At 69.4% G+C, this 13,619-nt stretch carries 16 protein-coding genes and 1 pseudogene; 10 read left to right on the top strand and 7 right to left on the bottom strand.

Features of this window, described 5'->3' with window-relative positions; translation table 11 throughout:
• Positions 1-2: 2 nt before the first annotated feature.
• Together OG841_RS44495 and OG841_RS44500 are read right to left on the bottom strand one after the other, a co-directional pair.
• Positions 3-926: a GNAT family N-acetyltransferase gene (locus OG841_RS44495; RefSeq protein ID WP_328636151.1), complete on the bottom strand. Its 924-nt coding sequence runs from the start codon at positions 924-926 to the stop codon at positions 3-5.
• A gap of 84 nt (positions 927-1,010) precedes the next feature.
• Positions 1,011-1,358: a hypothetical protein gene (locus OG841_RS44500; RefSeq protein WP_365120540.1), complete on the bottom strand. Its 348-nt coding sequence runs from the start codon at positions 1,356-1,358 to the stop codon at positions 1,011-1,013.
• Between OG841_RS44500 and OG841_RS44505 the strand changes: the two genes are divergently transcribed.
• Both OG841_RS44505 and OG841_RS44510 read left to right on the top strand, forming a co-directional pair.
• Positions 1,294-2,217: an SDR family NAD(P)-dependent oxidoreductase gene (locus OG841_RS44505; protein ID WP_365120536.1), complete on the top strand. Its 924-nt coding sequence runs from the start codon at positions 1,294-1,296 to the stop codon at positions 2,215-2,217. The two genes, OG841_RS44500 and OG841_RS44505, sit on opposite strands and share 65 nt — an antisense overlap.
• Before the next feature lie 544 nt (positions 2,218-2,761).
• Positions 2,762-2,938 carry a peptidoglycan-binding domain-containing protein gene (locus OG841_RS44510; protein ID WP_371570012.1) on the top strand — a complete coding sequence of 59 codons (177 nt, stop codon included), beginning with the start codon at positions 2,762-2,764 and terminating at the stop codon, positions 2,936-2,938.
• A gap of 672 nt (positions 2,939-3,610) precedes the next feature.
• Here the strand turns inward: OG841_RS44510 and OG841_RS44515 are convergent.
• Positions 3,611-4,231 carry a hypothetical protein gene (locus tag OG841_RS44515; RefSeq protein ID WP_328636147.1) on the bottom strand — a complete coding sequence of 207 codons (621 nt, stop codon included), beginning with the start codon at positions 4,229-4,231 and terminating at the stop codon, positions 3,611-3,613.
• Positions 4,232-4,659: 428 nt separating this feature from the next.
• Here OG841_RS44515 and OG841_RS44520 point away from each other — a divergent pair, with 428 nt between their 5' ends.
• From OG841_RS44520 to OG841_RS44545, 6 genes are all read left to right on the top strand, one after another.
• Positions 4,660-5,607: an RNA polymerase sigma-70 factor gene (locus OG841_RS44520; protein ID WP_365120496.1), complete on the top strand. Its 948-nt coding sequence runs from the start codon at positions 4,660-4,662 to the stop codon at positions 5,605-5,607.
• A gap of 114 nt (positions 5,608-5,721) precedes the next feature.
• Positions 5,722-6,918, top strand: a complete 1,197-nt coding sequence (locus tag OG841_RS44525; protein WP_371570014.1) for an NAD(P)/FAD-dependent oxidoreductase — start codon at positions 5,722-5,724, stop codon at positions 6,916-6,918.
• 296 nt (positions 6,919-7,214) lie between these two features.
• Positions 7,215-7,577, top strand: a complete 363-nt coding sequence (locus OG841_RS44530) for an ArsR/SmtB family transcription factor (RefSeq protein WP_365120501.1) — start codon at positions 7,215-7,217, stop codon at positions 7,575-7,577.
• Positions 7,561-8,097: an SRPBCC family protein gene (locus tag OG841_RS44535; RefSeq protein WP_365120504.1), complete on the top strand. Its 537-nt coding sequence runs from the start codon at positions 7,561-7,563 to the stop codon at positions 8,095-8,097. Before OG841_RS44530 ends, OG841_RS44535 begins: the two co-directional genes overlap by 17 nt.
• Positions 8,097-8,762 carry a dihydrofolate reductase family protein gene (locus OG841_RS44540; protein ID WP_365120507.1) on the top strand — a complete coding sequence of 222 codons (666 nt, stop codon included), beginning with the start codon at positions 8,097-8,099 and terminating at the stop codon, positions 8,760-8,762. Before OG841_RS44535 ends, OG841_RS44540 begins: the two co-directional genes overlap by 1 nt.
• A gap of 59 nt (positions 8,763-8,821) precedes the next feature.
• A complete protein-coding gene (locus OG841_RS44545) occupies positions 8,822-9,061 on the top strand; it encodes a hypothetical protein (RefSeq protein WP_365120509.1) in 240 nt (79 codons plus the stop codon).
• A gap of 333 nt (positions 9,062-9,394) precedes the next feature.
• On the opposite strand, the gene OG841_RS44550 is transcribed toward OG841_RS44545, so the two are convergent.
• On the bottom strand, positions 9,395-9,871 hold the full coding sequence (locus OG841_RS44550; RefSeq protein WP_328636140.1) for a DUF6069 family protein: 477 nt from the start codon (positions 9,869-9,871) through the stop codon (positions 9,395-9,397).
• Positions 9,868-10,479 carry a TetR/AcrR family transcriptional regulator gene (locus tag OG841_RS44555; RefSeq protein ID WP_328636139.1) on the bottom strand — a complete coding sequence of 204 codons (612 nt, stop codon included), beginning with the start codon at positions 10,477-10,479 and terminating at the stop codon, positions 9,868-9,870. The genes OG841_RS44550 and OG841_RS44555 overlap by 4 nt, the downstream gene beginning before the upstream one ends.
• Before the next feature lie 166 nt (positions 10,480-10,645).
• On the opposite strand from OG841_RS44555, the gene OG841_RS44560 reads away from it, so the two are divergent.
• Positions 10,646-11,434: an ArsR/SmtB family transcription factor gene (locus tag OG841_RS44560; protein WP_328643432.1), complete on the top strand. Its 789-nt coding sequence runs from the start codon at positions 10,646-10,648 to the stop codon at positions 11,432-11,434.
• 58 nt (positions 11,435-11,492) lie between these two features.
• Entirely contained in the window at positions 11,493-12,008 is a 516-nt protein-coding gene (locus tag OG841_RS44565) for a hypothetical protein (protein WP_328636138.1), read from the top strand.
• A 290-nt stretch (positions 12,009-12,298) separates the two neighbouring features.
• Here the strand turns inward: OG841_RS44565 and OG841_RS44570 are convergent.
• Positions 12,299-12,487, bottom strand: a pseudogene (locus OG841_RS44570) (IS3 family transposase); the annotation flags it as partial.
• A 234-nt stretch (positions 12,488-12,721) separates the two neighbouring features.
• Positions 12,722-13,600: a potassium channel family protein gene (locus tag OG841_RS44575; protein ID WP_328636137.1), complete on the bottom strand. Its 879-nt coding sequence runs from the start codon at positions 13,598-13,600 to the stop codon at positions 12,722-12,724.
• Positions 13,601-13,619: the final 19 nt, after the last annotated feature.

Genomic DNA, 13,619 nt, shown 5'->3' on the forward strand with positions numbered 1-13,619 from the left:
GGCTACCCGGTGGTGAGCGCTTTGCCGTAGACCGTGGAACTTCGCTGGACGGTCATGCCGATCCGTTCGTACAGGGACAGCGCGCCGGTGTCCGAGTGCGTCCACAGCGTGCAGGTCTGCTTCCCCTGCCGGTAGAAGGTGCGGAACGCTTCTCGCAGCAGCATGCGAGCGATCCCTCGATTGCGGTGGTCGCGGCGTACCGCAACCCGCTCGACGTACCCCTCGTCGCCACCCGGAACGTCCAGCGACAGTACCGCGCCGACCATCTGGCCGCCGGCGAAGGCCACCGGTGACGCCGCAGGTTCGAACGTTGCTTGTTCGACCGTGTGCCTGGCCCACTCCGCGTAGGTCTTCCGCCGCTGCTGCCACTCGTCGAAAGCGTCCTCGGTGAGCTGGTACGCCGCCTGTTCGTCGCCAGGCCGAAACGCTCGGACGGTGATGGCCGCCGGCGTCTCGGGCACCTCCGGTTCGACGGGCATCGCGATCTCCAGGAGCCACTCGGTGACGAGCCGGGAGTAGCCACTGGACCGCAGGAGAGCTGTCGCCGGGTGATCGCTGTCGGAGACCGTCTGGGCAATGCGGTCGCTTCCCAACTGCCGGGCCCGTGCCTCGGTCCAAGCCAGAAGCGAACTGCCAAGACCCTGCCCCCGGTGACCGGGGTGCACATGAACCGTGGCCCGCCGCCCCTTCACCCAGCTCCAGCCCGCGAGCTCTCCCTCGGAGTCGCGAACGAGCACCGTGTCGGACCTCAGTTCCAGGCCTGGCAGGCTGAGATCAGCCGCAATGCGATCGGAACCGGTCGATGCACGGCCATGCAGCTCGTTCTCGCATGCGGTGACCAGACAGTGAACTGCGTGGACATCAGCGGTTGTTGCCGATCGGCTCCGGTACCCGGCAGGCAGCGACTTCGGGGAAAGATCAGACATGAGGTGAACCCTGCGCCATACGCACTTTCATGTCGACCTGAATACCTGCTGTACCACCCCGGCCTCCACCACCGGGTCGCGTCGTCATCGGTCTGAACGGCTGACAGCACTCGGTGTGCGGCCCGTGAGCCGGACGGCGATCCACTCCTGCAACTGCCGGTCGGAGTAGGGGCTGTCCCGAAGCGCGAACCATTCCAAGTACTGCAAGATGTTCTCCGAGCGTTCCGGGTGGCCCACCGCGATCACATCGACGCCGATCTCGCCCGTCGAGGCGTTGACGTACACACTGCTGTCGAGGGCCATCATGGCGAAGCCCGGGTGGCCCGGGTGTATGCCGAGGAACGCCGACGCCGCGCCCCGGCCCATGATGTCCCAGCGTTTCAGGAGCCGGACCCGGTCCACACCGCCGGTGCGGTTCGGCGGCCACGTCACGGGCGCCAACCAAGGACTCGGCCGTGCCCTCGTCGAAGGACTGGCGGCCCGCATGCACCAGGACGACCTCGTCCTGCTCACCGGCCGCAGCCATCAGCGCGTGGCCGACGCCGCCCGCGAGGTCGCCCTGTTGCCCGGCACACGTGCCCGCGTGGAGGGCCGTGTCCTCGACGTCACGGACACCGATGCCGTCGCCCGCCTCGCCGAGGACCTCCGCGGCCGGCACGGAGGAGTCGACGTCCTCATCTCCAACGCCGTGGCTCGCCTGTTGCCCGAGGAGTCGCAGGCCGCGCGGGCGGACGAGTTCATCGACGTCTCCAACACCGCCACGCACGCGATCCTGCGGTCCTTCGGCCCTGTTCTTCGCCCGGGCGGCCGGCTGCTCGTCGTGGCCAGCAGCCTGGGCACCCTCGGTCATCTCGACCCGCGGCTGCACCACTTGTTCGACGGGGCGAGCCTGGAGCAGGTCGAGTACGCCGTCGAGTCGTGGCGCAGCGCCATCCACCGCAAGAGCGCGCAGGAGGCGGGCTGGCCCGTGTGGCTGAACGTGCCGTCCAAGGTGGCTCAGGTCGCCGCCGTCCGCGCTGTCGCCGCCGAACGCCGCGCACGCGACCTGGCCACCGGCACCCTGATCGCCTCTGTGTGCCCCGGCATGGTCGACACCGCCACGTCACGCCCCTGGTTCAGCGACTACAGCGGTGCGCAGTCACCGGCCCAGGCTGCCGCGGCCGTGCGCGACCTGGTTTTCGCCGATCACGTCGATCCCACCCTGTACGGCGAGTTGGTCCGCTTCGGAAGGGCCCGGCCCTGGCACGACGGCACACCTCCACGGGAACAGGACCGGATGCTCACGCCCTGAACGCACGGGGCCCGCCATCAAATCAAATCTCCTGACCTTCTCTTCTTGGAATGGCTGCTGCAGGAGTATCGGCCGGAATTCAGTCGGGCTCTCTGGCTGATCTTCCGTGCGGAGCGTTACTGGAATTTGGCGTGGATGGAGTCATACGAGACAGTGCATCGGACTTTCGGGAGTTTTGAGCGCACGATCCTGGCACGCTTGCGGCGGCGCGGACGGCCGATACGGGCGGTCGCGTCAACGCCTTCGTTGTCGAGCGGAAAGAGAAGACAATGCGATCTTCTCTGGCCAGGGCACTCGTTGCCACGAGCGCCGTCGTCGGCATTGCCGCTGGAGGCCTTGCGGGTGCGAGTGCGAGCGTGGCGGCCGCGCAGCCGGTCACCAAGCCCGCGGTCAGCAGCCAGCGTGTCGCCCCCCAGGCGGTGAACAACCTGGGCCTGAACACAGCCCGAGCCAAGAACTGGCAGAGCTGCCTGAACGCTTGGGGCTTCAACGCCGGTACCGAGGACGGACACTGGGTACCAACAGCTGGAAGGCGGCCCAGAGAATGCTCAACGCCTGGGGCTACAACGCCGGTACCGTCGACGGGATCGTCGGAACCAACACGATCAGGGCGCTGCAGAATTTCTTGAACGCGGTTGGCGAAAATGCCGGAACCGCTGACGGGGTCGCCGGACCGCAGACCAGGGCCGCGTTCTGGAGTTACAACGCCACAGGCTGCTGAGTCAACGCTTCGTGTCGCGTCGGGCCGGTCGAGCGGGAATGGGCTGCTCGACCGGCCCGGAACACCGTCGTAGTCGTGAGGGCGGTGGCGTGTGTATCGCCGGCCTCGGCGGAGGGCGCGTTCGAGGTGGTCGTCGTCGGTGAAGGCGATCTTGGCCGGCGGACCTCGCCATGCGGTGACCAGATGCCAGAAGCGCCGCCGCAGTCATTTCACCTGCGGCCACGCGTCGTTCTTCCACAGCTCGACGCTCGTCGCCTTCCATTGGCCGTCGAGCGGGAGACTGTCAGGACCAGCCGTGTCGGTGCAGCAGCCGCCACACCGCCGCCATCGCGCAGCCGATGGCGAACAGCGCGAGGTGGCGACGCGGCTGCCGGCGAATTGTGGACGGCGGCAGCGGTGGCCGGCATCGACACCGAGGACTGGATCCGCGACGAACCGGAACTGCCCGGCATCTGCCTGCGGGTGGCCGCTCAGTCGGAGAGCGGGCCGGATACCGACCCGCCGGACTGACGATGCCGGGCCGTCCTCGCGGCGACCCGGGTGGGCTGTACCGGGTTGCGGAGCCCCTCATCACACGGCCGACCCCGTCCGTTCCGCAGCACTCGCGGGGCGGCGACGACCCGCGCCCGACACGGGGACACACCCCACATCGGCCGTCCCGCCCCGGCAAGTTCAGCTGTTGGTCTCTTCGGGCTGCGCCTCGGCCGCCGGGGTGGTCTCCGCCTCCGGTGCGGTGTAGTAGACGGAGGAGCCCTGCTTGGTGCGCTGGGCCTGGCTCCTGGCCACAAGTCCCTCGAGGGTGACGCGTACGACCTTGGTCTTGATGTCGCGCTCGGGATGGGCCTGGCCGAGCGCCGCGGAGATCTCCGCAGCGGAGCGCGGTTCCTTCTGCTCGGTGAGGTGGCTGCGGATGAGCCCCACCAAAGTGGGCTGGGCCGCCTTCGTCTCGGACTTGGCGGTGGACTTCTTGGCCGTCGTGCCTTCCTGCGCAGCGGTGGACTTCCGTGCGGTTTGCTTGCTGCGCGGTGCGGCCTTGGCCTTCTGCCGGGGAGCCGGCACCTTGGCGGCCTCGGCCGAGGGTGTGGACTCCTTGGTCGTCTGTGTGACGCCGAGCGCCTGCTGGATGCTCACCAGCACGCTGTGATCATGCTGTAGGGCGACCAACTGCTGTTGCAGGGCAGCGATGTCCCCGCTGATGCGTTCCTGCTCCTTGAGGTTGGTCTCGAGATCGGTGGCAACTTGGGTGCTGTACTGGTGTGTCAGTCCCGTGGTGTCGGTCGTGCTCTCGGACATGATGCTGGCCTTTCCTCGGTGTGCGGCCGTGACGCAGAGGCGGAGCGCAACGCTGAACCGGGCAGCGTGGGCTGCACTGGCAGCGCGGATGCCGTAACTGCCACAGAATTCCTTGGCATAGAGATACTACGGACAAGCGGAGCCAACTGTTCTCTGCGCGCAGCATCTGCTGTCCCCTGGCGAGGTCATGGCTGCCATGTCCGGGCGGCCGGGGCCGGACTTCAACGTGGCAGGGTGGGCCATGTACACGGAAGGGGGAGGCGCCGGAGTGCCTCGTCGGTGTCCCGCTGGTGATGCGACGGAGGCAGCGCTCGGACTCCTGCGGCCGCTCGGCACACGCTGACACGGTGAGCGCCCTGGACGTGACTGCGACCGTCCGGCCGTACGGTCGCAGTGAACTCGCGCACTGGGCCGGTTAGGATCCTGGCATGGCCCTGACCTTCAGCGACGTGGATCGGTTCGAGGCGGCCAGGCCGCGTCTCGAGGCCATCGCCTACCGCATGCTCGGCTCGGCGAGCGAGGCGGAGGACGCCGTACAGGAGACGTATCTGCGGTGGCAGGCCGCCGATGTCGGGCGCATCGAGGTGCCCGAGGCATGGCTGACCAAGGTGCTCACCAACCTCTGCCTCAACCAGCTCACGTCCGCCCGCGCGCGTCGCGAGACATACGTCGGCCAGTGGCTGCCCGAACCTTTGCTCGAAGGGGACCCGATGCTGGGCCCGGCGGAGACGGTCGAGCAGCGCGAGTCGGTGTCGTACGCCGTGATGGTCCTCTTGGAGCGGCTCGCGCCCAACGAGCGGGCGGTGTACGTGCTGCGCGAGGCATTCGCCTACGCCCACCGGGAGATCGCCGAGATCCTGGACCTGAGCGAGGCGGCCAGCCAGCAGATCTTCCATCGTGCGAAGAAGCATGTGGCGCAGGGCGGGGCGCGGGTCGAGATCGACCAGGCGGCCGTGCGCCGGATCGTCGAGGAGTTCCTCGCTGCGGCGACCAGTGGTGAGACCCAGCCGTTGATCGAGCTGCTCACCTCGGACGCCATCGCGGTGGGCGACGGCGGCGGAAAGGTGCCGGCCCGGGCCAGTGCCTTCGAGGGCGCACGTGCGGTGGCGAAGTTCCTGCGCGGGTTGTTCAAGCCGACCCGGGCCAAGCGGGATCTGCTCGGCGGTTCCCCCGACTTCTACGCCGCCACGGTCAACGGCGGCCCCGCGGTCATCGCGGTGGTCGAGGGCCGTGTCTTCGGCATCATGTGCCTGGAGCCGACACAAGAGGGCATCGTCGCGGTGCGCAGCCAGGTCAATCCGGACAAGCTGGAGCGGGTGACGCAGCGTTGGGCGGCGGGCGATTTCGGTCCTCCCGTCCTGACCGAAGCCCTCTGACTTCTTGCGTGACGCAGGTCACTCCTGTCTCCTGTCAGGAATCGGCGGGCTGCCCGGTTCAAGGGGCGTGACCGGGCCAGAAGGCACCGGACCCGCGCAGACAGGAGCAGGAACATGCAGCACCGGATCATCGTCCTCGGCGCCGGCTACTCCGGAGCGATCGCGGCAGGCCGACTCGCCAAGCGGCTGCGTCGTGAGGACGTCGCCATCACCCTCGTCAACGCAGAGCCCGACTTCGTCGAGCGGGTCCGGATGCACCAGTTGGCCGTGGGCCAGGGGCTGAAGCCGCGCCCGCTGCGCGAGATGTTCGCGGGCACGGGAGTCGAACTGAAGCTCGGGAAGGTCACGTCGATCGACGTGGACCGCAAGACGGTCGTGGTGCAGGGCGCCGAAGAGGCGGCGGAGTTGCCGTACGACACCCTCGTCTACGCCCTCGGCAGCGCCGGCAACGACAACGGCGTCCCCGGCGTCGCCGAGCACGCCCACCAGATCGCGAGCCGCCCCGGCGCGCTCCGGCTGCGCGAGCGCCTGAGCCGGCTCGCCGAGGGCGAGACGGTCCTTGTCGGGGGCGGCGGCCTGACGGGCCTGGAGTTCTCGACGGAGGTGGCCGAGGCCCGCCCGGACCTTGACATCACCCTCGTCACGCGCGCCGGACTGGGCGACTGGCTCTCCCCGAAGGGCCGCGCGCACCTGCGCCACGTCATCGACGGGCTCGGCATCACGGTGTATGAGAACGCCGCGGTGACCGCGGTCGAGGCGGACCAGGTCACGACGGCGGACGGCCGGACCCTCCCGGCTGCCGTCACCGTCTGGACCACGGGCTTCGCGGTGCACCCGCTGGCCGCGGCCACCAGCCTCGAACTCGCGGACACCGGCCGCATCGTGGTCGACGCGACGATGCGCTCGATCTCCCACCCGGACCTGTACGCGATCGGCGACGCCGGCCATGCCCTGGGCGCCGGAGACAAGCCGCTGCGCATGTCCTGCGCCTCTGGCACCCCCATGGCCTGGCAGGCCGCCGACTCCATCGCCGCCCGCCTGACCGGCGGCAAGCTGCCGAACGCCCCGCTGCGCTACTTCAACCAGTGCATCTCTCTCGGTCGCAAGGAGGGCCTGATCCAGTTCGTCACCGCCGACGATCGCTCCGTCAACCACGCCCTGACCGGCCGCTTCGCGGCCCGCTACAAGGAACTGGTCTGCAAGGGTGCGGCCTGGGGCGTCGCCAACCCGACGATGGGCATTCCGGTACGGCGGCGACGGGTGGCGGCCGGACGGATCGCGTCGAAGGGGGCGGCGCGTGTGTCGGCGTGATGGACGACTTCGTGCGCGACATCCCGGCGTGCGCACGGCAGGCACGGCGTACGCCGTAGGCGTGGCTCGGGGGGCGTATGGGACGCGGCCGACCCTGCGTGAACCGTCGGTGACAGGCCGGTCGGGTTGAGGCGAGTCCGGTGCGTCCGGCTGCTCGCGCGGGATGGGTGACGGACCTTGCGGCGGTCCTCCACTTGCCTGAGGGTTCCAGCCCGCCGTGCGTCACACAGCCCCACCTGTGACACGGCCGGGCTACGGAGCGTTGACGCATGCCGATATAGGCATATGATGACGTCATGGCACGAGCGGCGACGACCTCGGACGCGTTCAACGCGATCGCCGAACCACAGCGGCGGGAGATCCTGCTGCTGTTGCGGGGCGGCGAGCGTCCGGTGACCGACCTGGCGCGGGACCTGGGGATGACCCAGCCACAGGCGTCCAAGCACCTGCGGGTCCTCCGGGAGGTCGGGCTCGTGCGGGTCCGCGGGGCGGGCAAGCAGCGGCTGTACGGCCTGGACGCCCGCGGGCTGCGCCCGATCCACGAGTGGGTGGGCGGCTTCGAGCGGTTCTGGAGCGAGAGCTTCGACCGGCTGGACGAGTACGTGCGCGATCTGCAACAGGCAAGACAGGAGGAACCAGCGGATGACGACGACGAGTAGCGGTGCGGAGCCCGACCGCCCGACCGCGGACCGCGAGATCGTGATCTCCCGGGCCATCGGCGCCCCACGGGAGCTGGTGTTCGAGGCGTTCACACAGGTCCGGCACCTGTCGCGATGGTGGGGACCGGAAGGGTTCACCACCACGACGCGGTCCTTCGAGTTCCGCGTCGGCGGAGCCTGGGACTTCGTGATGCACGGCCCGGACGGGACCGACTACCAGGAGTGGATCACCTGGCGGGAGATCGTTCCGCCGGAGCGGATCGCGCTGCTGCACGGCGAGTCCCGCGACGACCCCAACGCCTTCGAGTCGGTCCTGGCCTTCGAGCCGGCCGGCGACGACACCCGGATCGTGATGCGCACGGTGTTCCCCACCAAGGAACTCCGCGACGAGGCGGTGGAGAAGTACCACGCGATCGAGGGCGGCGAGCAGACCCTGAGCAACCTGGCGGCCTACGTCGCCGAACTCACCCGGAACGACACCGGCCGCGATGAGGCCACCCCGAAGGGAGCGGAGAGCTGATGACCGGGAAGGTGTTCTTCAGCGTGACGATGTCACTCGACGGCTTCGTGGCACCCGAGCCCGTGCCGCCCGAGGACGCCTTCTCGCCCGAGAAGCAGGACGATCCGAGCGTCAGGCGCTGGATGTCGAAGTGGGCCGAACTGCAGGCGTGGGCGTTCCCGCAGCGGTGGTTCCGGGAGAACCTCAAGCTCGGCGAGGGCGGCGAGGAAGGAATCGACAACGACATCGCACGGGCGACGTACGAGCGCACCGGCGCGAGCGTCATGGGTAAGCGCATGTTCGACGCCGGCGAGCCGGCCTGGCCGGAGGAAGCGCCTTTCCACACGCCGGTGTTCGTCGTCACCCACACCAGTCGTGCCCCGTGGGAGCGGCCGGGCGGCACCACCTTCCACTTCGTCAACGACGGCATCGAGAGCGCCCTCGACCGGGCCCGCGAGGCAGCCGGCGACCGCGACGTGCGCATCGCAGGCGGCGCCGAGACGATCCAGGAGTACCTGGACAGCGGCCTGATCGACGAGTTCTCGATCACGCTCGCACCCGTGCTGTTCGGCACCGGCATCCGCCTGTTCGACCGTGTGGACCCCGACCGCCTGTCTCTCGCCCAGACCCGGACCGACGCATCGTCCCGGGTGACCCACCTGACCTACACCGTCGGCAAACGCTAGGCGGCGTTCCCGCAGCGTGCGGAGCAGGCGTGTCCCCGGAGGGCGAGGTGATCGGACGCATGCCGCGTGACCGCCTGGGTGAGCAGGCAGCCAAGGCCCGGCCCGTGAACCACCCGTGTGGCTCACGCGCCCTGAGCACAGTGAACCCGGCACTTCGACTGCTGAAGCACCAGCTCGGCCGGGATCTCGACGCCACTAACGCCCAGGCCGAGCGGCTCCTCGGGCGGCGGCCACATCCCATCGAGGACACCATCGCGGAGACCGCCGAGAGTCTCCTCGCCCAGGGCATAAGGAACTGACCCGCTCGTAACCGACCGACGCGGCAACCCTGCGCGCCGATCGGGGCCTGGAACTGCAGGCAGGAAGGCAGCGGGGACCATCCATCCCCCGGGCGCGATCGGCCCGACTCCTGGGCGACTCCGGGACGGCGGGACATTGCCGGCCGGGCGATGTCGCTGACTGACGAGGCCCGACCGATGGCGGGACAGTCCTACAGCCGGTCATCCACGGGCGAGCCCGCGGTGACCGCTCCGGCCGCGGCGGCAGCAGCGGCTCGATCAGCATCCACAAGCCGGCGTCCACGGCCACGGCCGGGTACGCACACCTCACGAACGGCCCAATCGGCACACGTGTCATGCCCGACCGCGCGGCACACCGCCTCCATCTGGTGCTGTTCGCGGCGTACTTGGTGTGGGCGGTCTCCCCCCAATGGCATCGGCTCGCGGCCCGGGGGACGTGCCGCCCAGCCCCGGGACCAGTACCGCCGCCACTGCCAGGTGCATCAGAGCGAGGGAGACCCGGGTGCCGCTGGCGATGCCGTTGCCGATGAACGGCAGGAAGGAAACGGTCAGTACGGCGCCCGCCACCGCCGTCCAGATGGCGTGGGCGCGCCGCACCCCGAACCGCTCCAGGGCAGCCAGCAGCCCCCACCCGGAGAGTGACGCGAGCAGTGCGACGACGCCCACAGGCGCGGCGCCGAGGTCGAGCGTCTGCTCGCCGTCGGTGATTCCCAGCCGGTGCCCCAGCAGTGGGTCCGCGACCAGCCACACCAGGACGGCGGCCAGGACCGCCAGGGCGACTACCCGCAGTCGCCTCCTCCTCACGCTCACTTGGCGCCCGATGAGAGCGCCCCGTGCAGGAAGACCTCCGCCAGCTCCTGCGGGGTGAGGTCGGGCTCGTCGTCCGTACGCGGCTGGGTGAAGAGCAGTCCGAAGAAGAGGGCCGCGATCTGCTCCGGCGGCCGCCGAAGAGCGGCCCTGTCGGGCTCCAGCAGATCCGCGAGGGCCGCGCGGATACGGGTTGTCGACTCGGTGCGGCCCGCGCCGCGCACCGTACCGGGGTGCTTGCCGCCGCCATGCCCCAGCGAGCCGGCGATCGCGCCCATCCTGGCGAGGTGCGCCTGCAGTGCCTCGGCCGCCTCCGCGAGCCGGTCGGGCAGCGGCTGGGACAGGTCGATTGCGTCGAGCTCACGGATCGCGTGCTCGGGGGAGAGCGCCTCGGCCATGCAGGCGTGCAACAGCTCGTCCTTGTCGGCGAAGACCCGGAAGATCGTTCCCTCGCCGATGCCTGCGGCGCGGGCGATCTTCGCGGTCGTCACCGCGGCGCCGTACTCGGCGATCAGCGGGATCGCGGTCTGGATGATCATCGCGCGCCGCTGCTCCGGCGACATGGCGGGGGCGCGGCGGCGGGTGGTCTGGTTCTCCTTGGGTGCTGTCATGACTACGAGACTACGGAGTGAGTCCTCACTCCGTCAATGAGTGAGGACTCACTCCGCTCATATTCTTTTCCGACCGACCTGACGCCCTGTCCCGGGATTGCTCGTCCTTGACAATAGGCAGGTGAATGCCTGCATAATGGTGGGTGTGAGCCTCGAAGCAACAGCGATGGACTCGGTGTTCAAGGCGCTGGCCGATCCCACCCGGCGGCTCCTGCTCGACCGGCTACGCGAGCACAACGGGCAGACCCTGCGCGAACTGTGCGAGCGCCTCGGCATGGCGCGCCAGTCGGCGACGCAGCACCTGGACATCCTCGTGCGGGCCAATCTCGTCACGGTGGTACGGCGCGGCCGGGAGCGGCTGCACTACCTCAACCCCGCCCCGATCCACGAGATCGAGGACCGCTGGATCTCCGGCTTCGACAAGCCCCGCCTGCAAGCGATCAGCGCCATCAAGCACCAGGCAGAGGAGTACGCCATGACCAACGCACCCACACCGGTGCCGGACTACGTATACGTCACCTACATCCGCGCCAGTGCGGAGCAGGTGTGGCAAGCTCTGACCGACGCCGACCTGACGGCACGCTTTTGGGGACACGCCAACGTCTCCGACTGGCAGCCGGGCTCGGCCTGGGAACACCGGCGAGCCGACGGATCAGGCAAGATCGACGTGGTGGGCCGTGTCCTGAAGGCCGAGCCCCCGACCCGGCTGGTCATCACCTTTGACGACGCCCCCGATGCGGAATCGCCGGGAGAGCCGTCGGTCGTCACCTTTCTCGTCGAACCGCATCAGGACATCGTCCGCCTCACCGTGACCCACGAGAACCTCCCCAACCAGGAGATGCTGGGCGGCATCTCGGCCGGCTGGCCCGCCGTGCTGGCGAACCTCAAGTCGATGCTGGAAACCGGCGAGGTCCTGCCGCAGGCGCCCTGGGAGATGACCCGCGCCCACACCTGAGCCGCGACTCGCCGCCTCCTGTTCATTCCGCCTGCGCCCGCACAGAGAGGTGCAAGACATGCTGGACACCGCCCCACTCCAGGACGCCTACCGCGCACTGCTCGACGCAGCCGCCACCGTGGCCGACGCCGACGACCCCAACCCCGCCCCGCCAGAAGGCGAGTGGAACGCCGACCAGATCCTTGCGCACGTCTCTCTCATCAGCGCCGCCACGATCGCCTCCGTCGCGGGTATCGCTGCGGGGGCCAACACGACGTACGACAACCGGATCGCCCTCGACGTCTGGACCATCGAGCAAACCATCGCGCACGCCGGCGGCAACGCCGTGCTCCGGGACCGCATCAGCGGCCAGGCAGCCGCCCTGTGCGCACTCGCCGGAGGTGCGGCGCTCAGCGACGCCGAGCTCAGTACCCCAGTGCTCGCACGACTCCTGTCCCACGACACCCTCCTGGTCGATCAGCCCATGTCACTACGCGACATCGTCACTGGCCTGGCGGAGGCGGAACTGCCCGGCCACACGAAACAGCTCCTCGCCCTGCTCCCCGACCGGGCCGGTGCCGAGGCCCCGCGGTGACCAGGTCACAGCGAACCTGACTTCGGCTCGTCAGGGAGGTGTTCGGCGAACTTGCCGATACCGATGGGCTGTTGGCTGTACACCGCGGTGCGTGAGCCGGAAGTCGGCCTACCAGTGGCACCGCGTATGGCGGGACCGACGCGAGGAGCCGGCAAGCGGTCCGGTTGGGCCTTCATGGCCTCCGTCCACCTGGCGCCGGTCTGACCCTGCCGGCGCCATCCGGCATCCTTTCGGAAGCCGCACAGCCGGGCACCCCGTGGGTCTGCCGCAGGTTTGGGTGACAGGTTCGGTCACGCGGCCTGGAGGGCCGGTGTGGTCATGACGGTTTCGTATTCGATGGGGGTCAGCCGGCCGAGTGCGGCTTGTCTGCGGCGTCGGTGGTAGGTCCTCTCAATCCAGGTCACGATCGCGATCCGCAGCTCCTCGCGGGTGCTCCAGCTCCGGCGGTCGAGGACGTTTTTCTGCAGCAGGCTGAAGAAGGGGCGCGTCAGACGCCTTGCCGTCTCCTCCGACGACAGACCTGTCGCGGGAGCCGCGTCCGAGCGTCGGCTTGCCTCGGCAGCGGGCCTCTGGCCGTCACCGCGGCGGTTCACGGTCGTCGCCGAGGTGTGCCCGGACGGCTCTGCGTGCTGGGTGCCACAACCGCTCCCGCCCTGTGACCGGCCGCCCCTTGAGGACGGAACCCCGTTCCTCAGAGTGCCATCCCTGCTCGTTCACGGCTGAGCGCCGTCGCGGCCGTGGTCGGCGGCGTATGCGGCGAACACTTCCGTCGGCGGGCCGCCCGTGCGGAGGAAACGCTGGTCGAGGATGTCGGCGAGGTCCTTCAGCGCCCCGGCGAGTAGGGTGCCGGCCAGTCGCACCTCCGGCCGTCCAGCCGCCTCCCCGCGCTCGGCCAGCACGGCGGCGTAACCGATCATGGCCGCCAGCGACGAATGGTCCTCCCCGTCATGGAAGTAGTACGCCTCGGCGTACTGGGTGAAGTCGATGCGGACGCATGCGACGTCGGTAACCAGGCTGTCCAGCAATAGCGCCCCCGCGGTGCAGTCGATCTGCCGTGTCGTCGGATCCGCGTCGCGCAGCAGAGCCAGTCGGACGGCCAGGACCCTCCTGCGGGTAAGTGCCGGGTAGATCTCCAGCACCCAGGAGACGGTGGCCGTCAGGAGGGCGAAACCGATGAGGGCTTCGAGCGGTGAGACCAGACGGAGCCAGCCCTCGGCAGGCGCGATGTCGCCCAACCCGAGGGTGGCCACCGTGACGAGCGACAGGTACACGGAGTCGAGCAGCGCCGGCTCCTGCGCCGCCTGGGAACCGGGGGAGAAGGTGAACGCCCCGGGCATGTGGGGCCAGTAGACGATCGCCCAGCCGAGTACGACGGTGACGGCCCACATGCCCACGACCGTGACCATGGCGAGCGGTCCGACGAGCCCGACCACGCGGCCGGGTGCACGGAATCGCCGGGCGAGGCGCCACAGTGCTGTCATCACGAGGCGGCTCAGGCCACCGTGGCGGGTGGGGTGCCACAGCGTATGGAACAGATCCCGCAAGGTGACCATGACGAGCCCGCCACCGACCAGCGAGACCAACCACTTCATCCGCGTCTCCCAGGGCCCT

Source organism: Streptomyces canus, assembly GCF_041435015.1.
Taxonomy (GTDB): domain Bacteria; phylum Actinomycetota; class Actinomycetes; order Streptomycetales; family Streptomycetaceae; genus Streptomyces; species Streptomyces canus_G.